Annotated in this window: 17 protein-coding genes; 7 read left to right on the forward strand and 10 right to left on the reverse strand. The window is 71.9% G+C overall.

The annotated features are described in order from the left end of the window. Positions 1-5: 5 nt before the first annotated feature. Positions 6-1,124 carry a triacylglycerol lipase gene (locus KYK13_RS17350; protein ID WP_223645688.1) on the reverse strand — a complete coding sequence of 373 codons (1,119 nt, stop codon included), beginning with the start codon at positions 1,122-1,124 and terminating at the stop codon, positions 6-8. A 330-nt stretch (positions 1,125-1,454) separates the two neighbouring features. Here KYK13_RS17350 and KYK13_RS17355 point away from each other — a divergent pair, with 330 nt between their 5' ends. After that, positions 1,455-1,937, forward strand: a complete 483-nt coding sequence (locus KYK13_RS17355) for a hypothetical protein (RefSeq protein ID WP_223645690.1) — start codon at positions 1,455-1,457, stop codon at positions 1,935-1,937. A gap of 69 nt (positions 1,938-2,006) precedes the next feature. Next, positions 2,007-2,510, forward strand: a complete 504-nt coding sequence (locus tag KYK13_RS17360) for a hypothetical protein (protein ID WP_223645692.1) — start codon at positions 2,007-2,009, stop codon at positions 2,508-2,510. Between the two features lie 75 nt (positions 2,511-2,585). On the opposite strand, the gene KYK13_RS17365 is transcribed toward KYK13_RS17360, so the two are convergent. After that, the gene (locus KYK13_RS17365) at positions 2,586-3,545 is read right to left on the reverse strand and encodes an NmrA/HSCARG family protein (RefSeq protein WP_223645694.1); all 960 of its coding nucleotides are present in this window, start codon (positions 3,543-3,545) and stop codon (positions 2,586-2,588) included. 35 nt (positions 3,546-3,580) lie between these two features. Continuing rightward, positions 3,581-4,858 carry an SET domain-containing histone-lysine N-methyltransferase gene (locus tag KYK13_RS17370; RefSeq protein ID WP_223645696.1) on the reverse strand — a complete coding sequence of 426 codons (1,278 nt, stop codon included), beginning with the start codon at positions 4,856-4,858 and terminating at the stop codon, positions 3,581-3,583. Positions 4,859-4,868: 10 nt separating this feature from the next. On the opposite strand from KYK13_RS17370, the gene KYK13_RS17375 reads away from it, so the two are divergent. Next, the gene (locus KYK13_RS17375; RefSeq protein WP_223645698.1) at positions 4,869-5,555 is read left to right on the forward strand and encodes an RNA polymerase sigma factor; all 687 of its coding nucleotides are present in this window, start codon (positions 4,869-4,871) and stop codon (positions 5,553-5,555) included. A gap of 52 nt (positions 5,556-5,607) precedes the next feature. Here the strand turns inward: KYK13_RS17375 and KYK13_RS17380 are convergent, their stop codons facing one another. Both KYK13_RS17380 and phbB read right to left on the reverse strand, forming a co-directional pair. Next, positions 5,608-7,425: an alpha/beta hydrolase gene (locus KYK13_RS17380; protein WP_223645700.1), complete on the reverse strand. Its 1,818-nt coding sequence runs from the start codon at positions 7,423-7,425 to the stop codon at positions 5,608-5,610. A gap of 12 nt (positions 7,426-7,437) precedes the next feature. Continuing rightward, on the reverse strand, positions 7,438-8,163 hold the full coding sequence (gene phbB, locus KYK13_RS17385) for an acetoacetyl-CoA reductase (RefSeq protein ID WP_223645702.1): 726 nt from the start codon (positions 8,161-8,163) through the stop codon (positions 7,438-7,440). A 223-nt stretch (positions 8,164-8,386) separates the two neighbouring features. On the opposite strand from phbB, the gene KYK13_RS17390 reads away from it, so the two are divergent. Then, positions 8,387-9,529: a patatin-like phospholipase family protein gene (locus tag KYK13_RS17390; protein ID WP_223645704.1), complete on the forward strand. Its 1,143-nt coding sequence runs from the start codon at positions 8,387-8,389 to the stop codon at positions 9,527-9,529. Between the two features lie 36 nt (positions 9,530-9,565). Further along, positions 9,566-9,892, forward strand: coding sequence for a hypothetical protein (locus KYK13_RS17395; RefSeq protein ID WP_223645706.1), 327 nt, complete (start codon positions 9,566-9,568; stop codon positions 9,890-9,892). 70 nt (positions 9,893-9,962) lie between these two features. Here the strand turns inward: KYK13_RS17395 and KYK13_RS17400 are convergent, their stop codons facing one another. Further along, entirely contained in the window at positions 9,963-11,414 is a 1,452-nt protein-coding gene (locus KYK13_RS17400; RefSeq protein WP_223645708.1) for a hypothetical protein, read from the reverse strand. A 182-nt stretch (positions 11,415-11,596) separates the two neighbouring features. Between KYK13_RS17400 and KYK13_RS17405 the strand changes: the two genes are divergently transcribed. Both KYK13_RS17405 and KYK13_RS17410 read left to right on the forward strand, forming a co-directional pair. Continuing rightward, positions 11,597-11,902 carry a hypothetical protein gene (locus KYK13_RS17405; RefSeq protein ID WP_223645710.1) on the forward strand — a complete coding sequence of 102 codons (306 nt, stop codon included), beginning with the start codon at positions 11,597-11,599 and terminating at the stop codon, positions 11,900-11,902. 122 nt (positions 11,903-12,024) lie between these two features. Next, the gene (locus KYK13_RS17410) at positions 12,025-12,462 is read left to right on the forward strand and encodes a hypothetical protein (RefSeq protein WP_223645711.1); all 438 of its coding nucleotides are present in this window, start codon (positions 12,025-12,027) and stop codon (positions 12,460-12,462) included. 89 nt (positions 12,463-12,551) lie between these two features. Here KYK13_RS17410 and KYK13_RS17415 read toward each other — a convergent pair whose 3' ends face one another. The 4 genes from KYK13_RS17415 to KYK13_RS39065 form a co-directional block, all read right to left on the reverse strand. Further along, positions 12,552-13,190: a glycoside hydrolase family 19 protein gene (locus KYK13_RS17415; RefSeq protein WP_223645713.1), complete on the reverse strand. Its 639-nt coding sequence runs from the start codon at positions 13,188-13,190 to the stop codon at positions 12,552-12,554. 96 nt (positions 13,191-13,286) lie between these two features. Beyond that, positions 13,287-18,023 (reverse strand): CHAT domain-containing protein, encoded by a 4,737-nt coding sequence (locus KYK13_RS17420; RefSeq protein WP_223645715.1) that lies wholly within the window; start codon positions 18,021-18,023, stop codon positions 13,287-13,289. Continuing rightward, complete coding sequence (locus KYK13_RS17425; RefSeq protein WP_223645717.1) at positions 18,020-19,225, reverse strand: ABC transporter substrate-binding protein; 1,206 nt, start codon at positions 19,223-19,225, stop codon at positions 18,020-18,022. Before KYK13_RS17425 ends, KYK13_RS17420 begins: the two co-directional genes overlap by 4 nt. Further along, the gene (locus KYK13_RS39065; RefSeq protein WP_304504113.1) at positions 19,218-21,533 is read right to left on the reverse strand and encodes an MFS transporter; all 2,316 of its coding nucleotides are present in this window, start codon (positions 21,531-21,533) and stop codon (positions 19,218-19,220) included. The genes KYK13_RS17425 and KYK13_RS39065 overlap by 8 nt, the downstream gene beginning before the upstream one ends. Positions 21,534-21,548 lie beyond the last annotated feature (15 nt).

Below are 21,548 nucleotides of genomic sequence, written 5' to 3' on the forward strand. Positions count from 1 at the left end.
GGACGTCACCCGTGCGCGGACACGCGTTCCCCCGCTGACGTGCCTGGGTGAACAGTCGCTGCGCCGCCCACCGTGAAGTCGATGATCCGATCCCACAGCGTCTGGAACTGCGGTTCCTGGAAGCGGGAGCCCGACTTCAGCCAGCTGATGTAATCCGGGGGCTGGTCGAAGTGGCCGGTGACGTCCAGGTGGTCCGCGGCCGCGACGTGGACGACCTGTCCCCAGACCTGGGAGCGGCTGGGGACGATGCCGTCGCTCCGGGACTCGAAGTTCCTGCCGAGGACCGCCTGGAGGGCCTGGGACTGGACCCCCGTGGGCTCGGGCGTCTGGAGCTGTCGGGACAGGGGCGCGCTCTTCTCGTACAGGAAGGAGAAGATTCCGTAGAGGAGCGAGTCCGTGGTCGGCAGCAGGTGGAGGGCCGGCCTGGGCGGCGGCGCGCCGGTGACGACGCAGCCGTAGCGCACGCCTCCGCGGTCCGCGGTGAGCGCGTTGAAGGCCTGCACGCTGGCCGGCATCAGGTCATGGATCAGCGCCTGGCTCTCGCCCACCTGGCCGAAGAACCGGAGGAGCTCTTCGCGCTCGTTCTCGGAGAGGTCCGCCGTCAGCCGGAAGACCTGATTGAAGATGTTGGGCGGAAGCTTCGCTTGTTCGCTCCTCAGGACGAGCCAGTAGCACGCCTGGAGCACGGCGCTCCGCAAGGGCATGACCTTGCGGTGCAGGGTGAAGAAGGTGAGGAGCCACAGATAGCGCAGCAGCGTCTTCCCCACGTGGCCCTGGTGGAAGTAGGTGGCCAGCGGGGTGCCATAGTGGGGGGTGGCGATGCTCACGACGGAGCGCACGCGCCTGACGAAGTCCGGGGCCTCCTGGGCCATGCGCGGCGAGACGACACTCCGTGCATCCAGTCCGCCCGTGGAGTGCCCCACGAGGTGGAGCTGCGCATTGTCCTCGTTCGCGGTCCGAGCCATCTCGCGGAACACGTCGCGGGCCCGCACCGCCAGCCCGGCGGTGGGGGAGGAAGGCACGGCATGCACCTGCGCATCGATGCCGCGTTCCTTGAACCGCTGCTGGAGCAACTCGGGGACGTTCTGGAAGTAGGCGATGCGCTCCGTTTCCTTGTCACCCATCTGCGTAAAGCCAAAGAAGCCGGGGATTAGATAGACGCGGTGGCTTGCCATGAGGCAAGCCTAACGTGAGGGAAGCTTCTGGCGGCGGGGCGCGGCCTCAACGTGAAGTCCCGAACCCTTGTCCCGGACGGCGGGACGCTTCACCCGAACCGCAAGTCCTTCTCGGTGAAGCGCCACGTTGGGGACCTTCACTGTACCCAGAAGGAACAGGCGCACGCCGTGGGCCCCAAGGCGCTCGCTCGAGCGCTCGTGGAGTTCCTGGGCGAATGACCTCCGCTCCGGTTCGTGGAGGGGGACTTCGCGAGGGACCTGGGGGTAAGAGGCATCCCCATGAGCAACGAGCACTCGCCCGCCGAACCCGAAGTGATGGAGCCCACGTTCTGGCGGAAGAACGGCTGGTCCGCCAGGGTCATCAAGAACGAGGAGGACGATGGCTGGGCCGTGGAGATCCGCAAGCAGGGGCTCTCCGAGCCCGTCCTCGTCAGTCCGTGGGTGATGGGGCGCGACAAGAAGAATCCCAAGCCCTTCGATGCGACGGCGTTCGCGACCTTCGTGAAGACGGCCTCGGAGGTCCTGGATCGCTCCGCGCGACAGCGCGAGCAGGCCATGACGCGGAAGCTGTCCATCGCCTGGGAGGGCCGGTGGTACGAGGTCCGGCTGGAGATGGTGGCCGATGAGTACGAACCCCACGCGCTGCTCTCGGCCGTCGACGACGCGGGCGCGACCGTCGCGAAGCATCGCGTGCCGGTGAACTTCAAGTTCACCCGGGACATCGCCAACGCGTGGGTGCGCGGCGGCTTCCGCGAGCCCTGAGCTTCACTCGCGAGCGGCTCCACCGTCTTCTTCGTGGGAGATGACTCCCACATCCAAGGAGTGGTGACCGTGAACGGTGACGAAAAGCAGAAGCAGTACCCCTTCTTCTGGGGCCTCTACTACGGCCTCGCGAGCAAGCCTCCCCAGCTGGTTGTCGGTGGGCTCCGCACCCTCGGGCAGCTGGGCCTGCAGGGGCCCCAGCAGCAGCAGGTGATCCAGTACCACAACCTGCTCACGGCCCGGGCGCTGAGGGCCGGCTTCCAGTACGCCGCGGGGCTGAACGTCGATCCGTCGCTCGTCACGACCCTCTGGAACGCGCTGCCTCCCGAGGCTCAGCAGAACACCCTCGACTGGGGAAAGCAGCAGGTGGGGCAGCTGATCGGTGGCTCGGCCTTCAGCTGGGTCATCGGCAAGGAGCTCGTGAAGTACCTGCCCAAGAGGATCGTCACCCCCGCGCTGTTCTTCCTCAGCTGCCAGGGCGCGATGGGACTCTTCTGGAAGGATGGCTGGGACAAGGGGCCTCCGCCGCCTCCCCCTGGGGTGGGCGGGGGAGGCCGCGAAATCACGGTCTGAGCTCCGGCGCGGCCGGAGAGACGCCCTGCCTCCGCGGACTGGGAGGCAGGGCCCGCCGCTCGCCATGGAAGGGCGTCACGCCGTGCGCACGAAGCGGGCCTTGTTGCGTTCGAGCCAGCCGGCCAGCGACAGCACCTGGGGATTGAGCTCGCGGGTGAGCTCGGGGTCCCTGGCGGCGCAGTACTCCGGCGAGAAGTCCCGCATGAACTGGAACATGTTCGCGAACTCCGGCGCGCCGGGGAAGTTGAACGTCCGGTAGACCTCCGGCTCCATGGAGTGGAAGACCACCTCCTGTCCCAACACCAGCTTCAGCGTCCGGGCGATCTCCTGGCCCGTCAGGTGTTCACTGGCCAGCCCCACCGTCCGGCCCGCCCACGCCTCCGGCCCGCGCTGGAAGATGCCGTGGACGCAGCCGCCCACGTCCTCCGTGGCGATGCCAGGCAGCTTCCGGTCCTCCGTGGGCAGCACGAAGTCGAGCGCCCCGTCGGCGTTGCGCTTTCCTCCCAATCCGAACGACAGCAGGTTCTCCCACGAGAACGAGGTGCGCACGAACGTCACGGGCAGGTCCAGGCCGCTGAAGAACGCGTCGCTCGCGCCCTTCACGTCGAACTGCGGCACGCGGTAGTGCCCCTTGAGCATGGGCATCCGCGTGTCTTCCGGAGGGATGAGGTGCCGGGTGTCCTCCTGGGTGGACCAGATGACGTGCGCCACCCCCGCCTCCTTCGCGGCGTGCGCCAGCGTCCGAGCCTGTGCCAGCTCGCGCTCCGGGTCGGGCCGCTCCCAGTAGCTGGTGACGCAGAAGGCGCCGTGCGCTCCGGTGAACGCGGCCTTCAGGCTCTTCGCGTCGCTCACGTCCGCCGCGACGACCTCCGCGCCCAGCTTCGCCAGCCGGCGCGCCAGCTCCGAGCCCGGCTGGCGCGTGAGCGCGCGCACCGTGAAGCCGCCCCGCGTGTCCGCGAGGATGGCGCGCACGAGGCTGCCTCCCTCGTCGCCTGTTGCTCCCACCACCGCGATGATCTTCTTGTCCATGGTCATGTCCTGTCGTCCTGAGGTCCGCGAATGAAGCCGGTTCATCCGCCCGCGGGCGGGGTGGGGCTCAGCGCGGAGAGGGAGGCGCGCGCGAGGCCCGCGTAGGCGTGCAGCAGCCGCTTCTCTCCGCGTCGCAAGAGCAGGCAGTTGCGCGCGTTGCGCGACAGGTCCGCCTCCCGAAGCAACCGCTCGTCCTCCTCCAGCGTGGTCCCGAAGCCCGCGAGCCGCGCCTCGCACGCGTCGTGGAGGGATCGGAAGACGCGCTCCTCCGTCTCCGCGCTCAGCGGTGCCACTTCGCCCAGGCCCTGCTCCTCGCGGGCCTCCTCGGTGAGCCGGGTCAGCTCCCGCGCGTTCGCGCACGCCACGCGCAGGAAGGAGAACATCGCCACGGTGGAGGAGTGCCCGGAGTGCAGCGGCACCTCGAAGCGGCGCCGCGACGCCGGAGTCGCCAGCGCGAGCAGCTCCCGCTTTCCCTCCGCCTCCACCGCGTCCTCGGGCACGCCCAGGTAGAGCACCAGCGTGTCGTCCGGGTTGTCCTCCGGCACGAAGCCGTAGCTCAGGAGGAACCGGCAGCTCGGCTTGACGCCATAGCTGATGTGCAGCTCCTCGCCCGCGGCCACCGGCTCGCGCGCCACCAGCACGAAGGCGTCTCCCTCCTCCGTGTTGCCCCACGCCAGGCGCGGCGAGGCGCGGTGGTTGAGCATGTCCGCCACCGGCACGAAGCACCGCGTGAGCGTGCCCGCCACCGTCAGGCCGAAGGTGCGGCTGATCAACACGTGCTGTGCCCAGAGATACGCTTCGGGCGTGAAGCGCGCGAAGCCCGGCACCCGCTCCGCCAGCGCGACGTAGCGCGCGAGCAGCAGCTCCCTCCACCGCGCCACCTCGCGCAGCGCGGAGGAGCCCTGGAGCAGCGACAGCTCCTGCGCGTCGAAGAACAGCGGCAGGTGCGGGAAGGACCGGGGCAGCACGTCCAGGTACGGCTTCCAGGCCGAGTCCTCCCGCTCCTGCTCCTGGAGCAGGAACGCCGCCAGGTAGCACTCCTCGCTCGTGCCGGGCGCGTGCGCGTCGATGAGCCGGCCGATGTCCGACGCTCTGGCGACCTCCAGCGTCACCAGGCACGCGCGCGGCACCCGCAGCACCTCCTCTCCTGGCGCGATGGGCACCTTGGCGAAGACGCCGCGCTCGTCGCCCTCCAGGTGCCCCACCCGCAACTTCGGGAAGCTCGCGCCCGCCTGCCTGCTCCACTGGAGTGCGAGGTGCTCCTTCAGCGGGCTCTCTTCCTCAAGGCTGTCCGGCTCTGCTTCCTGTCGCGCGCTCATTGGCTCCGCCATGCGTTCGGGGGGAACGCCGGGAAGACGCCGGACGCTACGGTTTGTGATTTCCAGCGGATTTTCCCGCAAGTCGTTTCGGGGATGGTTCAAGGCTTATTCACAGACATCTCGCTGCACCGTTTCCAGATGCACTTTTGGAGCACTGGAAACCGTGAAAGAAAACACCAATCCCTCTTTCTGGAATGTGTGGGCGCAGTACAGGGAACCATTGTTCCAGCACGCGCTGCGGCTGATGGGAGGGAATGTGGCTGACGCGGAGGACGCGGTGGACACCGCGATGCTCCGGGCCCATCAGAAATACGTGTCGCCCGGGAAGATCCTCAACCCGAGGGCCTGGCTGGGACGCATCCTCCACAACGTATGTATGGACATCCACCGCGAGCGCCAGCGCTGGGGCGACGCCGAGGAGCGGATGGAAGGCCTGGAGTCCGCGGAGCCGCAGTCCCCGGAGCTGCTGCCCGACGCGGGCCTGCTCCAGAGCGAGAGCGCCGCGGCGGTCCACGAATGCATCCAGGCGCTGCCCGCCAATTTGAGGGGGCCCCTGGTGATGCGCTACCTCCAGGACATGTCCTATGCCGACATCGCGGAACAGCTCCGGTTGACCCACTGCAACGTGAGAAAGCGCATCCAGCTCGCGTACGGCATCCTTCGGACCACCCTGTCGCAAGAGCCGTGCCCCCGCTGAGCGCAAGCCCGTGCTCCGTCCAGGCAGGCCGACGGAACACGGCTCACGCTCCTCATTCCGGGAGGCTGCGCGAGCGCACGTAGCGCCCCGGCGCCGCTTCAATGATTCGCAGCCCTCTCTCGCCGGGGACGCGAGCCGGGACGCGTCCGCCCGAGCGCGCGGACTGCCAACCGTCCCAGTCCGTCCACCATGAGCCCGGGCGCTCCACCGCGTCCTGGAGCCACGCGTCCGCGTCCGGAAGCGATGCAATCCCATCCGCGTCCGCGAATGACGCTGGCGCGTCCGATCCCAACGCAAACGCATTCGTTTTGTCATCAGGCGTAATCCCAATTGCGTTCCCGAGCGACGCGAGTGCGTTTCCCGATGACGCAATCCCAGTCGCGTTTTCGGAGGACGCGGTTGCGTTCCCGGATGACGCACCCCCATGGGGCCTCGGGATCCAATGACGATACCTGTTCGCGGACGGCGGGTTGATGACGCCGGCGACATGGCCCGAGCCCGCGAGCACGAACCGCACGGGTCCCCGGTAGTGCCTCGCTCCCCGATACACCGAGCGGAAGGGCGCGATGTGGTCCTCCCGGCAGGCTTGCACGTAGAGGGGCGTCTTCACGCGGCCCAGGTCCAGGGGGACGCCCGCGAGCGATAGCGCGCCTGGCTGGACCAGGCGGTTGTGCAGGTACAGCTCCCGCAGGTACGTCGCGTGCGCGCGCGCGGGCATGCGCGTGGGGTCGGTGCTCCACGCGAGGAAATCGCTCGGGGCCGGCTCCCGACCGAGCAGGTAGTTGTTCACCACGAAGGGCCAGACCAGGTCCCTCGCCCGGAGCAGGTTGAAGGTGGTCATCATCTCCAGCCCCTCCAGATAGCCGCGCTCGCGCATGTGGGCCTCCAGCCGCTCCAACCGCGGCGCGTCGATGAAGGCCCCCAGATCCCCCGGTTCGCTGAAGTCCACCTGCGTGGTGAGCAGCGTCGCGCTGGCGACGCGTGCGTCAGCCCGGGCGGCGAGCCACGCGAGCCCCGACGCCAGCAGCGTCCCTCCAATGCAGTAGCCCAGCGCGGAGACCCGCTCCTCGCCGGTGGCGCGGGTGACGGCCTTGAGCGCGGCGAGCAGCCCGTGCACGAGGTAGTCCTCCCACTCCACGTCCGCGTGCGTCTCGTCGGGGTTCACCCAGGAGATGAGGAACACCGTGTACCCGCGCTCCACCGCCCAGCGGACGAACGAGTTCTCCGGGCGCAGGTCCAGGATGTAGAACTTGTTGATCCACGGCGGTACCACCAGCAGCGGCTGGCGGTGGACGGTGGGCGTGGTGGGCCGGTACTGGATGAGCTGGAACAGGCGCTCTTCATGGACCACGTCGCCCGGCGTGGTGGCCAGGTTCTCCCCCAGCCGGAACGTCCGCCGGTCCGTCATGCGCGTCGCCAGTTGGCCCTGGCCCCGCGCCAGGTCCTCGCACAGCGCCTCCAGTCCCTTGAGCAGGCTCAGGCCGTGGGACTCGCGCGCGGCGCGGAGCACCTCCGGGTTGAGCGCGGGGAAGTTGGACGGAGACAGCGCGTCGGTGAGCTGGCGCGCGTAGAAGCGGGCCTGGTGCGCCGTGTGCCGGTCCACGCCCGGCGCCTGGGCCACCAGGTCCTCCAGCCAGCCCGCGCCGGTGAGGTACGCGCGGCGCAGGCCGTCGAAGAAGGGCTGCTCGCTCCACGCCGGGGCCCGGAAGCGGCGGTCCGGCGCGGGAGGGGGGGACTCCGGGGGGACGCCCCCGCGCAGGGAGCGTCCCCACAGGTCGACTCCCGCCGCGAGCATCCGCTGGGGATCCATCGCCAGCCGGAGGAGGACTTCCAGGAAGGCGCGCCGCATGGGCTCCAGGGATGCGTCCATCCGCGGGCTCCTTCAGTACATGTGCTGCCCACCGTTGATGGTGAGCGTGGAGCCGGTGATGAAGCCGGCCTTGTCGGAGGCGAGGAACGTCACGGCGCGGGCGATCTCGTCGGAGTGCCCCAGGCGGCCCACGGGGATGCGCACGCGAATGCGCGCCAGCTCGTCCGGAGGCACCGTGCGCATCATGTCCGTGTCGATGTAGCCCGGCGCGATGAGGTTGGCGGTGACGCCGCGGGCGGCGCCCTCACGCGCCAGCGCCAGGGTGAAGCCGTGCATGCCGGCCTTGGCCGCCGCGTAGGCCGTCTGGCCCAGCTGGCCCGTCTGCCCGTTGATGGAGCCGATGTTGATGATGCGGCCGAAGCCCCGCTCGCGCATCGGGCCCACCACCACGTTGCACAGGTTGAAGCACGAGGTGAGGTTCGTCTGGATGACCTCGTTCCACTGCTCGGGCGTCATCTTGTGCAGCATGGCGTCCCGGGTGATGCCGGCGTTGTTCACCAGCACCTCGATGGGGCCCAGCGTGTCGACGATCTTCTTCACGCCCACGGCGCACTGCGCGGTGTTGGCGGCGTCGAAGCGGAACGCCGGGATGCCGGTGCGCCCCGTGAAGCTCTGCGCCGCCTGCTCATTCGCATTGTAGGTGACCGCCACGCGGTATCCCTGCTGCCGCAGGGCGTCGGCGCTCGCGGCCCCAATGCCGCGCGTTCCTCCTGTCACCACTGCCACGCGTCCACTCATGTCTGTCTCCGGGGTTGAGAGCTGCGCCAGAAGGACGCGGACGCCCGCCGGGTGTGAATGGCGCGACCCGAGCGGCCTGGCGTGGATTCACAAGCGCGCGGGCGCGGACGTCCCTGGAGCGCTGCCTCGGGGGAGCGGGGGATCTGGGAAGGGTGGATTGGGATCCATCAGCTCCCGCGCCTCCGGGGCGGCACTCCACCGCAGCACCCGCGAGAGGACAGCCATGACACAGCCGCAAGCACCCCAGGAGCGCCCGCAGGTCATCGTCGTCTTTCAAGGCGGCGGGGCGCTGGGCGCCTATCACGTGGGGGCCTATCAGGCCCTGGAGGAGGCCGGCCTGCGTCCGGACTGGGTCTCCGGCATCTCCATTGGCGCCTTCACCGCCGCGCTGGTCGCGGGCAACCGCCCGGAGCAGCGGCTCGAGCGGCTGGAGGCGTTCTGGCGCGAGGTGTCCTGGCCGGGCAGTGAGTGGGGCTCGCTCCTCAAGGGGCGCCTGCGCCAGCTCTTCAACCTGGGCAGCCACCTGACCAGCCTGCTCTTCGGTCAGCCCGGCTTCTACGCGCCCCGCGCGCTGTCCCCGCTGTTCGCGCCGCCGGGCTCGCCGGAGGCGCTGAGCTTCTACACCACCCGGCCCATGCGCTCGACGCTGCGGCGGCTGGTGGACTTCGACTACATCAACTCTCGCGCGACGCGGCTGAGCCTGGGCGCCACCCGCGTGAGCGACGGCCACCTGGTGTTCTTCGACAACACGCGCTGCGCCCTGGGGCCGGAGCACGTGCTCGCCAGCGGCGCGCTGCCGCCCGCCTTCCCGCCCAGCGTCATCGACGGGGAGCTGTACTGGGACGGCGGCTGCGTCACCAATACGCCGCTCAACGCCATCCTGGATGACCCGCCCCAGCGGCACTCGCTCGTCTTCATGATCGACCTGTTCGAGGCGCGCGCCCCGCTGCCGCAGAACCTGGACGAGGCGAGCTGGCGCATGAAGTCCATCCAGTTCGCGGGCCGCGCGTCGCAGCAGGTGGACCAGTTCGCGACCGTGTGGAACCTGCGCCGGACCTCGACCCAGGTGACGCGACACATGTCCGCGTCCTCGCCGCTCGCGTTCAGCGACGAGCCCCTGGCGAAGCCCGCGCCCAGGCTGGACATCATCCACCTGACGTACCAGCGCGGCGCGCACCAGATCTCCAGCAGCGACGCGGAGTTCTCCCGCGCCTCCATCGCGGAGCGCCGCGCGGACGGCTACCGCGACATGGCGCGCGCCCTGGCGAGCTCACCGTGGACGCAGTCCGTGGCGAGCGGCCCCCAGGCGTTCAGTGACGAGGCCCAGGCGCCGGCCGAAGGGGGCGCCGTCGTCCACCGCCTCTAGCAGCGTCCACCTGTCGCAACCCGAAGGAGCCATGCCATGACCGAAGCGAAGAGAGTCGATCCGTATGCCCACTTGATGGACCTGGGGCGGGGCCTGCTGCACCAGGCCGTCGCCGTCCAGCGCTCCGCGCTCGAATACTCCCGGCAGTTCGTGGAGGGGGATGCCGCCGTGAGGCCGCTGCGCTCGCAGCACGAGGAGTGGGGGCGCAAGGCGCTGGAGACCCTGGCGCCGTTCTACGCGCTGGAGCAGCTGGCTCGCGAGCAGCTGCTCAAGGCGCAGGCCCACCTGTTCGAGCTGGCCGACGACACCCTGCGCAACCTCACGCTGCAGGGGGTGGAGCGCGGCGGGCACCGCTCCGCCTGAGCCTCTGGCGTCGTCAGACTCGAACCCCGGGTGGCCCTGGCGCCGCCCGGGGTCTTGTTGTTCCCGACCGTCAGCGCGAGGCCAATGGCAGACGCACGGCGGGGTCGCCCAGGAGCACGTAGCCGCCCAGGTCCTGGCGGAGCATCCACAGGTGCGAGCGCCGCAGCGGATCCACGGAGGAGGCCTTCCCGGCGCTCCGGGCCGCCTCCTCCTGGTCATACAGCGTGGTCAGCTCCAGGTTGGCCTGGTGGCCCCCGCGCAGCAGCCAGCTCAGTCCCAGGCCCACACGCCGCCCCCGCGCCAGTTGCTGGAGCGGCTCCAGGAAGCGGGACACCTTGCCCTGGCGGTGGTCGCGGTCCTGGAAGCCATACGTCCACGCCAGGTCCACGTGGCCGATGACCGCCAATGGCCCCTGGGGGTTGGCCAGCGCGGACTGCGGCAGCGCGGCGACGAAGGGGCGCTCCCCGGGCCGGGGCAGCGCCGCGGTGAGCGAGTCCAGCCTCCCGCTGAACTGGCCTCCCGCCTGCAACTGCTTCAACCAATGATGGAAGGCGCTGCGCGACGGCGTGCCCGCGCCGAAGCACGCGAAGAGGAACCAGATGCCGCCGGGCAGGAACGGCCGTTGGGCCAGCGCCGCGCCATCCAGGTGCTGGCCCTCGCCCAGGTTGAGCGCTCCCTGGAGCGCGAGCTTCGCGTCGGTGCTCCGCCAGCCCGCGCGGGGGCTGCCCAGGCCATGGCTCATGGAGAAGAGCAGGGTGGGTTCCTGGAGCGCGGCCTGCTCCAGGAGCGCGTTGGCGCCGGGTTCTCCCGGCGCGCCCAGCTCCAGCACGTCCCGCGCGGGAAAGCGGCCCAGCTCCCGCGCCTGCCGCGCTGACGCGATGGCCGGGGCCACCAGCGACTGATAGCCCGTCCGCGTCGCGGCGGTGCCGTCGTGGACGGTGAAGAAGAGCGAGCGGGGCTGACGCTGCGCGGACGGCGCGTTCTCCCAGCGCAGCACCTTGTCCACGTAGGCCGCGTAGTCCTCGTCGCGCCGGAAGGCCAGCCGCCCCACGTAGGCGTCGTGGGCCGCGGCCTGCTGCAGCTCGAAGGGCACCTGGTGGAAGTCCCCCAGGAAGAGCAGGTAGCGGGGCCGGTCCTCCACGGGCACCGCTTCGTCGTCCAGCACGACGCGCACCCAGCGGGTGAAGTCCTCCAGGTTCCGCCCCTCCGCGGCCAGCTCCGGGCCCACCCGGTACACGCGCACCGGGTGGCCATCCTGCTGTCCCTGCCGGTGGCGGCGCAGGGGGTCGATCAGCGCGAGCAGCCGGTCACCTTCCGGCCCCTCCGGCGCCACCAGCCCCCAGCGCTGCGCGGGCAGGGAGTTGGGGTCCTCGCCATCGTCCCACAGGTGGCTCTCCTCGCGCCCCCGCGCGTCGTCGTCGAGCGGGGCCCGTGTCGCGGCGTCGGCGGGCAGACCCTCGGGGGCCACCGGCTCGTGTGAATCGGCGTGGGACAACAACAGTTCTACGTTCTGCGTGCTCATCTTGGGGATGGCTCCTGGCGCCACGCGCCCGGGAAGTCGGGCGTGTGAGGGCAGGACGCGGCGGAGGACGGCCGTGTGAGCCATGGATGTCTGGCGTTGGCATTCACACACAAACGGCGCGTGACGTCCTGTGGACGCAGTGCCCGGCATGTCGCCGTCAACCCAACCCCAGGAGCACGCCCATGCAGTCAGCCGCACAGCTGTCCACGTACATCATCGCGTTCGCGGGTGCCGCCCGCACCGCGCAGCGCCTCATGTCCTCGGGCATGGACCCGATGACGATCGCCGAGTACTACTTCGAGGTGAACCTCACGAGCGACTTCGAGATCAAGAGCGAGACGGACGTTTCCCTCAACATCTGGCGCATGAGCATCAAGGAGAAGCTCACGCTCGACTACAAGGAGCACATGGGGCTCACCGTGAAGTGCACCATCAAGCCCGCGGCGGTGCTCGCGGCCCAGGGTGGCGCCACCGGCGGCGGTGCCTGAAGCCAGTCGTCGGTCTGACTGGAACACGCTGAAGCAAGACACCCCCGTCGCCGCCGGTGCTTCGTTGTGGAGCACCGGCGGTGGCGGTCCGCCATCCACCCTTCTTCCTCCCATCCCATCCCATGGCAAAGCCCAACCCCACGCCTGACCACGCGCAAGTCCTCATCCACGACCTCATCCTGGCCGTCCAGTCCTCGCTGGACATCGCGGAGGAGACGGCCCGCAAGCACTATTCCTTCTCCGTGGTGGAGCTGGAGGTCTCCGCGAGCTTCGAGTTCGAGATGACGGAGCAGGACAGCGACATTCCCGAGGACAAGCCGCAGCCCAAGCGCTGGTTCTCCCTCTTCGGCGGCGGAGCCAGGAAGGACCACTCGCGCCTGCATGATCTCAACGAGAAGGACTCCAGCAAGCTCACGGTGCGCATGCTGTTCCGCCCTGGAGGCAAGCACCTGGCGGGCGGCGCCGCCGAGGCCACCGAGGCCACCGAGTCCGCCGACAACAGCGCCCCCGCGGAGGAGGCGCCGGCCGAGCCCGCGCCGCGTCCGTCCAAGCGCAAGTAGATGCCCGGACGACCCCGGAGCCCGCGGCCTTGTGCAGGCCGCGGGCTCTTCGTGTTTCAGGGGCGGCATGGAGCCCGCCGGGGGGCGCGTCACTTCTTGTCCAGCAGCCGCAGCGCGCGCTGGTAGTAGGTGTCGCGCGAGGCCTTGCCGTTGTAGCCGCCGTTGATGCGCCGGGTGATGGCGTCGAACTCGCCCTTGTCGGCGTGCTTGTTGAGGTCGCGGCTGTTCCAGAACCAGGCGGCGGTGCGGAAGCCCACGTCCAGGTCGGCCGCGCGCGCGGGGTTCTCCTCCAGGTCCAGCTCCAGTGCCTTGCCCGCGGCGCGGTAGTTGGCGCGGCCGGTGATCTGGATGGGCCCCCGGCCCTTGTAGCGCATGCCGTCGCCCGGCTTGACGTTGCCCAGGTCCTTGCGCCGCTCGTAGGCGCGGCCGGACGCCAGCTCCTCGAAGTAGCGGAACTCGGCGCTCTCGTGCGCCAGCTGCGCCAGGAACGCGGCCTGGCGGCGCGGGGTGTTGATGCCCGCCTCGGACATGGCGTCGTTCAGGTGCGGCAGCACCTCTTGCGCGCGCGCCCTGGGCAGCCGGGGGAGGAGCGAACGCAGCTGCTCCAGCGTCAGAGCCTGGAAGCTCTCGCCTTTCGGCTCGGCGGGCCCGGCGGGCTCGGAGGAGGCGTCGGACTGCGAGGGTTTGGAGGACTTGGGGGACTTGGAACCAAAGCCGAAGAATGCCATCGGGCGGACTCCCGGGGTGTTGGCGCCGGCGGCGGCCGGGCCGTGGGTGTCTGGAAGACGCCGGGTGTCCGGGCGTTGTGAGGCCGGCTGTGGGGTTCAGGGCTCGTCCGGGAGCGGTGGGCGTCCATGGTGCTGCTCACACGCGGCGCTGGCCTCCAGCGCCTTCGCGGGCAGGTCGCCCAGGTGGCCGCGCCGTTCGCCGGGCGTCAGGCACGCGGAGCTGGTCGCCTGGAGCTTCTCCTGGAGCCGCTCGATGGGAAGCGGCTCGCGCGGACGCCACACCCGGGCGCTGCCGTCCGTGGAGCCGGTGACGAGCCGGGGCTCCTCCGCGCGGGGGCTGAACGCCGCCGAGGTCACCTCGCCCTCATGCGCGGCGAGGACGAGGTACGGCGCGTCCGGCGCGTCCGCGAGCCAGACGCGGACACGGCCGTCCGCGCACGCGGTGACGACGCGGGCGCCATCCGGGCTCCAGGCGGCCCAGGGCACCGGCGCGTCGTGGCGCAGGAGCGCGCGCACCCCTCGCACGCGGCCGTGCTCCACGGTCCAGAGGCGCGCCGTGCCGTCCTGCGAGGACGTGAGCACCTGGGTGGGATCCTTCGGGTGGAAGGCGGCGGAGAGGACCCAGTCGTCATGGCTGTAGAGCGTGGCGGTGAGCCGCCCCTCCGCGCTCCAGATGCGGGCGGTGCCATCCTGGGACGCGGTGATGAGGCGCTGGCCGTCCGGGCTGAAGGCCACGGAGCGGACCAGGTCGCCGTGGCCCTCCAGCGCGACGGGCGGCCGCGTCCCATCCACGCTCACGATGCGGGTGGCGCGCGGGCTGGAGGCGAGCGCCACGCGCTGCCCGTCGGGGCTGAAGGCGGCGCCGAAGAAGGGCTCGCGCTGGGATGCCAGCACGCGCCGGCCCGCGGTGCTTCCGTCCGTGGGCCACAGGCGCGCGGTGCCATCCAGCGAGGCCGTCAGCAGCCACCGGCCATCCGGGCTGAACACCACGGAGCGCACGTCCCGCGCGTGGCCCCGCAGGACGTGTGTGACCCGGCCGTCCTCCGACCAGAGGCGCACCGCCCCGTCCTGTGATGCCGTGGCCACCTGCGCGCCGTCCGGGCTGAAGGCCACGGACCAGAGGAAGCCCCCGGACGCCTGGAGCGGGAGTGAGTCCTGGGGCGCGTCCAGACGCCACACCCTCGCGGTGGCGTCGACGGAGGCGGTGACGGCCTGCTTGCCGTCCGGACCGAAGCCGCCCCACAGCAACGTGGACCGGTGGCCGAGCAGCAGCCGGGGCGGCGTGTCCTCCCGCGCGGACCACAGCCGCGCCGTGGTGTCCGAGGAGACGGTGAGGATCCACTCGCCCAGCGGTCCCCCGAAGGTGGCCAGACGCACGGCGCCCTGGTGGCCGCGCAGCACGCGGGGCTCGCCCCGCCCGTCGGCCCGGAAGACGCGCGCGGTGGTGTCCGCCGACGCGGTCACCACCCACTGCCCGTCCGGGCTGAAGCGCGCGGTGGTCAGCTCGCCCTGATGGCCCCTCAGCGCCACGGGGGCGGTGGCGCCGTTGACGGGCCAGACACGCGCGACGCCGTCCCGGGCCACGGTCAGCACGTGGGTGCCTTCCGGGTCGAACGTGGCGGAGGCGACCGGCGCGGGGTGGGGCAGCTCGCGCGGGGCTTCCGTCCCCTCCACGGGAACCAGGCGCGCGGTGCCGTCCAGCGAGGCCGTCAGCAGCCACCGCCCATCCGGGCTGAAGGCCACGGTCTGCACGGCGCCCCGGTGCCGCACCTCGCGCGGCTCGCCGGTGCCGTCCACGGTCCACAGCCGCGCCAGGCCGTCGCGCGAGGCCGTGGCCACGTACCGGCCGTCCGGGCTGAAGGCGCCCCACTGCACGACGCCGCGATGCCGGAACGTGTGCAGGAGCGCGCCGTCGGCCGAGCTCCACAGCCGCGCCGTGCCGTCGTGCGAGGAGGTGAGCACGCGCTGTCCTCCCGCCGGGCTGAAGGTGGCGTGGTAGACGGGGCCCGCGTGGCCCGTGAGCACCACGGGCGCTCCCTCGCCGTCGGCCCGCCACAGCCGCGCGGTGCCGTCCTTCGACGCGGTCACCACGCGCTGCCCGTCCGGGCTGACCTCCACATGGACCACGGCCTGGGTGTGGCCGCGCAGCACCGCGCGGCTCAACGGCTCCTGGAGGACCGCGGACACGTCCTGGGCCCAGCCCCGGAGGCGGCCGGGCTCCTGGACCTCGCGCAGCATGAGCAGCGCCAGCGTGGGATTGTCTCGCCGCAGCTTCCGGGCGACGTCCAGCAGCACCAGGTCCCGGGCGCGCCAGGCGTGGCGCTGCGCCTCCTGCCGCTCCCGCCAGGCCCGGGCCTCCAGCTGGCGCGCGTTCCATGCGAGGGCCGCCATCACCCCCGCCACCACCAGCGCGGACACCAGCATCCGCACCAGGCGCTGACGCGCCGACGCGTCCTGGGCCTCGGCGGCGGCCTCGCTGGCGTCCAGCAGCTGCAGGACGTCCTCGCCCGGCTCCTCGCTGTAGCGCCGCAGGATGTCCTGCGCGTAGCCCAGCCGGCTTCCGGACAGGAGGTAGGGCGCGCCGCCGTCGGGAGCGCTCCGGTGCGCGAGCCAGGCCTGGGCCCAGGCCTCCAGCTCGCGGAAGTGCTGGAGGCGCTCCCGGTCCGCGCGGGCCCACTCCGCCAGCTCCGGCCAGGTGCGCAGCAGCGACTCGTGCGACAGCTGCAACCACTCCACGCCCGACGGGTCCGCCTCCCGGGTCAGCAGTCGCGCGGTGCCGAGGGCGCCCAGCACCCGGTCGAAGTCGGCGCGGGGCTCCGGAAGGGTGGGGCGCAGCTGCTGCGTGCGCACCCGCCGGCGCCTCCCATGCGAGGGCCCGCCCTGGAAGTCCACCAGCTCCACCAGCAGCCGGCGCGCCTGCCCCTGGGCGCTCCGGGGCAACGCTTCATAGAGCCCGTTCGCCGCCCGCTTCAGCGCCCCCGCCACGCCGCCCAGGGCCGCGTAGGCGCGGTGGGTGAGCTGTTGTCCCTCGCGTTCCTCCCAGAGCTGATCCAACGCGTACTGGAGCAGGGGCAGGGACCCGGGCTCCTGCCCCACCTCCTGGAGGAGCCGGTCCACCAGCCCGGCCTCGAAGCGCAGCCCCACCTTGTGCGCGGGGCCCTCGATGGCGGCTCGCAGCGCATCGCCCTGCAGCTCCGTGACGAAGAGGCGGTGGGCGTCCGAGTACACGGCCGCGTCCAGGCGCGTGCCCTCCGCGTCCACCACCAGGTCGCCGCAGCGCCCCAGGTAGTCCACCTGGAGCGTGGCCAGCACGACCACCCGGCGCTCCGGGTCCTTCGCGAGGCGCCACAGCGCGGTGGCCAGGTCGCGGCGCGCAGGGGCCTCCATCGCGGTGAAGAGCTCCTCGAAGGGATCCACCAGCAAGAGCTGCCGGCGCTCCGGCGGGACCTGGCGCACCGCGTGGAGCGTCTGCGCCGCGCCCTGTCCCGGCTTGAGCAGCCGGACCTCCCAGTCCGCGGCCCGGAGCTCCTGGGGCAGGGACGCGAGGGCGAGCGAGGACTTGCCGCTGCCGGAGACCCCCGCCAGCACCTGGAAGCGGGGGCGCTCTCCCTCCACCGCCTCATGGATGCGCTGGAGCAGCTCCTGCTGGAGCGACTCGCGGCCGAAGAAGAAGCGGCGGTCCTCCTGCTGGAAGGGCAGCAGTCCCCGGTAGGGCCTGAGCGCCACCGGGCGCGTGTCGCCGCCGTGCTCCGCGCGCGCGTAGAGCTGGAGCGAGACGTGGTCCAACGCGGTGGTGTCCAGCGCCAGCTGTCGCCGGGCGTGCCCCACCGCCTCCTCCAGCGACGCGGGGGTCACCAGCAGCGCGCGGTAGAGGGCGCGCGTGAGCACCACGGAGCCCGGCACGGAGAGCAGCAGGCGCGAGGCCACCACCGCAGGCAGCCCCGCGCGGTGGAGCGCCTGGGCCACGCTGCCCAGGTGATTGTCCGTCGCGCCCGCGCCACTCTGGCAGGCGCACAGCACCACCAGCCGCAGCGTCGCCGCGTGCGGCATGAGCAGCTGGCGCAGGGTCGCGCCGTCCACCAGCTCCGGTTCGCCTCCCTCCCACGACGCGTCCCAGAGCAGGCCATACGTCTGCCCACGCCGGCCGCCGTGGCACAGCAGGTGGAGCACGGACACGGGTTCACCGGGGCGGTGGAGCGCCTCCGACAGCGACGCCAGCGAGACGTGCGGCAGGATGTCCCGCTCCGGCTCGAACGGGTACGCGCCCTGCTGACAGGCGGAGCTCACCTCCTGCTGATGCGCCCGGGCCGGCACCGGGCCTCCGGCGGCGGACCAGGCGAAGAGGACGCGGCCCTGCTGGGATGTGCCCGGCGCGGGCACGTCCGCGGACGCGGGCCACTCGTAGCGGATGAGGACGCCGGGGAGCTCCGCCACGGTGCGCCCGGAGGTGCCCAGCGTGAGCAGCTCCCAGGGCAGCGCGAAGAGCTCCGCCGCGGCGAAGCGGAAGGTGAGGTGCACCGCGCGGCCCTGCTGGACGGCGGCGGCGATGTCATTGGCTTGCGCGTCCCAGCCCACGCCTTCCAGGAACGCGCGCAGCCGCTCTCCCAGGCGCTGCACCACGTTGCGGTCCGGGTGGGGCTTCTCCAGCTCCGCGAGGTCCGACAGGAGCGCGGGCTCCCACGCGAGCGCCGCGCGCGCGTAGCTGCCCCCGGCCCTCCGCAGGAGGTACTCCTGCGGCTCCATCCGGAAGTGGAAGGGGTCACCCGCCTCCAGCGCGCGCACCAGCTCCAGGAGCAGCTCCAGCGGGGCGGGCTTCGCGACGACGGCGCTCATGGCGGGGCCGCCGGGGTGGACACGGCGGGCTGTCCATCCTGGCGCACCAGCCGGCCATCCAGGTCGTAGAGGGAGCCGGCCTGCTCCAGGAAGTGGAAGGGCAGCTTGATGTCCAGCTGCCGCGCCCGCCGCAGGTGGATGGCCAGGTCCGGCGGGGAGATGACCCCCATGGGCAGCCGCGACGCCGGGCGGCGCGAGCCCAACACCTCCAGCACGTACCGTGCGCCCAGCTGGCCGGCGCTCTTGAAGGGCACGCCAATGGACATGACCGCGCTGGCGTTCCCCCCGCGCACGGCCTCACGCACGGAGCCCAGCACCGGGATGCCCTCGGAGGACCGGTCGATGCGCTCCAGTTCGTCGTACACCGCGGAGGACGTGGTGACCCAGAAGAGGCTGTGCCGGCCACCGGGGTCTATCTGCCGCATCGCGCGCGCCATGCGGGGCAGCTGTTCGGTGAGCGTCTCCTCCGCGCCGCGCTTGCCGTCCACCGCCAGCTCCAGCAGTTGGAAGCCGTCCCGCGCGGACATCCGCCGCATGGCCTCCGCCTCCACCTCCACGGTGCTCTGGTTGCGGCGGTCGTACACCACCGTCAGCACCTTCAGCGGCCCCAGCAGCTCCTGGAGGTAGTGCAGCTGCACGTCGGGAGAGAGCGACAGCGAGACGAAGGCCATGTTGTCGGGCTTGGCCTGCTGGGACGCGCCCTCCTCGAAGCCCAGCCACAGCTCCGGCGCCTTGCACAGCGCCACCACCGGCGTGGGCTGGTTGCCGAAGCGGTTGTAGAGAAAGCGCGTCGCGTCCGAGCCCATGGCGACAATCAGGTCGAACTGGCCGGAGTCCGCCAGCGCCAGCATCCGCTCCTGCTCCTCGCGGCCCGTGCCCAGCTTGTAGAGCGTGAGCTCCACCCGCACGCGCGGGTTGCGCAGCACCGGCAGCATTCCCTCGAGGATCCAGTTGAGGCTGCTCTGGGCCACGGTGAGCAGCACCAGCACCTCGCGCGTCTGGAGTTCGGGCGTCGGGGGCTGTTCGTGGGAGATGCGGATCCGCTGCGACGTCGCCTCCACCCGCCAGCCGCGAAGCGTCTCTGGGGGCAGGGCCACCCAGGTGGAGAGGTCCTCCGGCTGGGCCTCGCCCGTCCGGGGAATACACAGGAGCAGCAGCAGGCCCAGCAGCCACCCGCGCGGGTGGAGGAGGCAGTCATGCATGGCGCACCTCGCGGCCGGGCCGGGCCCGGGTCATCCAGGAATGAAGGGCCCCCAGCAGCAGCACCCCGACGCTCCACCCTCCGAGCACCGGGAGCGGATCCTCCGGGGGCCTCCAGAAGGTGCTGACGAGGAGCGGCCCGACGCACTGCCCGAGCGCGCCGAGCAGCTGCGCAACGGAGGCCCAGGAGCGCTTCCGCGCGCCCTCCGGCGGCGGGCTCTCGAGGTGGTGGTCGAGCGGGCCATGGATGAGCCCGAGGGACACTCCCAGCAGGCAGAGCGCCAGTGCGCGGACGGGCTCCATCGCGCCGAGCTTCGCGAGCGCGAGCAGTGACACTCCGGTGCCCAGCACGCCTGCCTGAAGCAGCCTCCGGCTCCCGTCGAGGCGCGCCGGCAGGGCATGGGGAAGCAGCGCGCCCAGGGCGACGAGGGCGAGCAGCTGACCGACGCGGTCCGTGTCCTGGCCCTCGCCCACGAGCCACAGGGGCAACACGAGGCCGAGCACGCCCCCGCGTGAGAGCCATGACGGCAGCCCGATGCACAGCAGCGCCAGGCGGTGCTCGCGCGGGCTCCACGCGCCCGGAGGTGGCGGCGGAGGCGCGAGGGAGGCCCGGAAGGTGCGAGGCCCGGCGGATCGGTCTCGCGCCTCCAGCGGGGGCAGCCAGCGCCGCGAATACGCGAGCGCCCCCAGGCCACAGAGGGCCGCGAACAGGAACACCGGGGACGGGCCCAGGTGGGCCGCCGCGAGCGCGCCCAGCACCGTGCCGGCGAGCAGGCCGCCCCCCCGGGCCAGGGTGAGCCGCGCGAGGCGCCGGGGCGGTGGTCCCGGGGGAAGCGCGGCGAGCAGATACGCCCGCGTCCCGGCGGCCAGCGCCCCCAATCCGAACCCACAGAGCCCGCGCAGCACCAGCCACGCGCGCAGGTCCGAGGTGAACGCCATCAAGGCGAAGGCCGCGGTGGACACCCCCAGCGCCACCGTGAGCCAGCGCCCGAGGTGGCCCCGCCTTGCGTAACGCTCGGAGGGGACGAGCGCGAGCGCGCACGCGCCCTGGAAGGCGACGGCGAGCAGCGCGGCGCCACCGCCCGGGGAGAAGGCCTCCGCGGCCACGGGGAGGAAGGAGAACGGGAGCCCCTCCAGCAAGCCCCCGAGGAAGGCGAGGGGCTGGAGCCGGCCCGCTGTCCGCTGCTCGAAGGCGCGCGAGCCCGAGCCACGCCGGGGCAGGGGCACCAGGGCACCGAGCACCAGCAGACCCAACAATCCTGAGGCGGCGAAGAGGAAGAGGAAGCCGGGCGCCGCGCGCCAGAGTCGTGCCTGGAGCGCGCCCTTCGCGGCGCCCACCTCCAGGCGCACGGGGAGGTTCCACGGGCCCTCCGTGAGCTCCAGGTCGATGGTGTACTCGAAGCGCCCGTCCCCCGTGCGCCCCGCGCCCGCGTCCACCTGGATGAGCACCCGTTCATCCGCGATGAGCGCCAGCGAGCCCAGGTCCGCGTTGGTGCGCTGGTACTCCTCCAGCAGGGTGTCCAGGCCGCGCAGGTGGGAGAGCGTCAGGCCCAGCCGCGCCGCCTCGTTTAGCCGCCGCGCCAGCGAATGCGCCAGGCTGCTGGTGCGCTGGTGCAGCCCGTCGGAATAGAGGTCCGCCAGCGCCAGCAACGAGGCCAGCGTCAGGCCCACGAAGCCCAGGCTGAACGCCGCGCCCAGCCAGCGCCGGGGCCGCCGCATCCACAGCCGTTGCGCGCCCGCCACGAACGCCCCCAGGAACAGCAGGCAGCCCCCCAGCAGCGTGAAGAGGGGCTGGAAGCGCTGGAGCACCCGCTGCGACACCGCCTCCCGCGGCATCACCAGCTCCAGGCGGCCCACCTCCCCGAAGCGGTCCGACAGCGGCAGCGACACGTGGAAGGCGTGCGCATCCTCCGTCACCGCGAAGCGCTCGTGGGGCAGGGGGGGCACGCGGCGGGCCGCGGGGGGTGGAGCCTCGGAGCCGGGGGGCTCGGAGAAGAGGAGGCGGCCCTGGTCATCCAGGACGCGGACCGCCTCCAGCGTGGGGTCCGACTCGCGCAGCGCGCGCGCCAGCTGGGTGAACCCGGTGAACTGCTCCAGCGCCACGCCCACGCGCAGGAACATCTCCACCGGCCCCTGGATGATCGCCCCCTGCGCCGCGAGCCGCTCGAACTGGAGGCGGGCATCCCCGCGCCACGCCTCGCCCAGCCCCAGGGCGACGACCCCGCCGAGCGAAGCGGCCAGCACCAGGAGGAGGGCGCCAAGCCGGGCCCGGCGCAGCCCGCGCCCGTGCCGGAGGGAATGGACAGACATGGTTCACTCGTGAAG

Origin of the sequence: Corallococcus sp. EGB (assembly GCF_019968905.1) — a bacterium.
Taxonomy (GTDB): Bacteria; Myxococcota; Myxococcia; order Myxococcales; family Myxococcaceae; genus Corallococcus.

Bases quoted from the DNA above. Each gene is read 5' to 3' on its own strand.
- KYK13_RS17350 (WP_223645688.1), bottom strand. From the start codon at position 1,124: ATGGGTGACAAGGAAACGGAGCGCATCGCCTACTTCCAGAACGTCCCC.
- KYK13_RS17355 (WP_223645690.1), top strand. From the start codon at position 1,455: ATGAGCAACGAGCACTCGCCCGCCGAACCCGAAGTGATGGAGCCCACG.
- KYK13_RS17365 (WP_223645694.1), bottom strand. From the start codon at position 3,545: ATGACCATGGACAAGAAGATCATCGCGGTGGTGGGAGCAACAGGCGAC.
- KYK13_RS17370 (WP_223645696.1), bottom strand. From the start codon at position 4,858: ATGAGCGCGCGACAGGAAGCAGAGCCGGACAGCCTTGAGGAAGAGAGC.
- KYK13_RS17375 (WP_223645698.1), top strand. From the start codon at position 4,869: ATGCGTTCGGGGGGAACGCCGGGAAGACGCCGGACGCTACGGTTTGTG.
- KYK13_RS17380 (WP_223645700.1), bottom strand. From the start codon at position 7,425: ATGGACGCATCCCTGGAGCCCATGCGGCGCGCCTTCCTGGAAGTCCTC.
- phbB (WP_223645702.1), bottom strand. From the start codon at position 8,163: ATGAGTGGACGCGTGGCAGTGGTGACAGGAGGAACGCGCGGCATTGGG.
- KYK13_RS17390 (WP_223645704.1), top strand. From the start codon at position 8,387: ATGACACAGCCGCAAGCACCCCAGGAGCGCCCGCAGGTCATCGTCGTC.
- KYK13_RS17395 (WP_223645706.1), top strand. From the start codon at position 9,566: ATGACCGAAGCGAAGAGAGTCGATCCGTATGCCCACTTGATGGACCTG.
- KYK13_RS17400 (WP_223645708.1), bottom strand. From the start codon at position 11,414: ATGAGCACGCAGAACGTAGAACTGTTGTTGTCCCACGCCGATTCACAC.
- KYK13_RS17405 (WP_223645710.1), top strand. From the start codon at position 11,597: ATGCAGTCAGCCGCACAGCTGTCCACGTACATCATCGCGTTCGCGGGT.
- KYK13_RS17410 (WP_223645711.1), top strand. From the start codon at position 12,025: ATGGCAAAGCCCAACCCCACGCCTGACCACGCGCAAGTCCTCATCCAC.
- KYK13_RS17415 (WP_223645713.1), bottom strand. From the start codon at position 13,190: ATGGCATTCTTCGGCTTTGGTTCCAAGTCCCCCAAGTCCTCCAAACCC.
- KYK13_RS17420 (WP_223645715.1), bottom strand. From the start codon at position 18,023: ATGAGCGCCGTCGTCGCGAAGCCCGCCCCGCTGGAGCTGCTCCTGGAG.
- KYK13_RS17425 (WP_223645717.1), bottom strand. From the start codon at position 19,225: ATGCATGACTGCCTCCTCCACCCGCGCGGGTGGCTGCTGGGCCTGCTG.
- KYK13_RS39065 (WP_304504113.1), bottom strand. From the start codon at position 21,533: ATGTCTGTCCATTCCCTCCGGCACGGGCGCGGGCTGCGCCGGGCCCGG.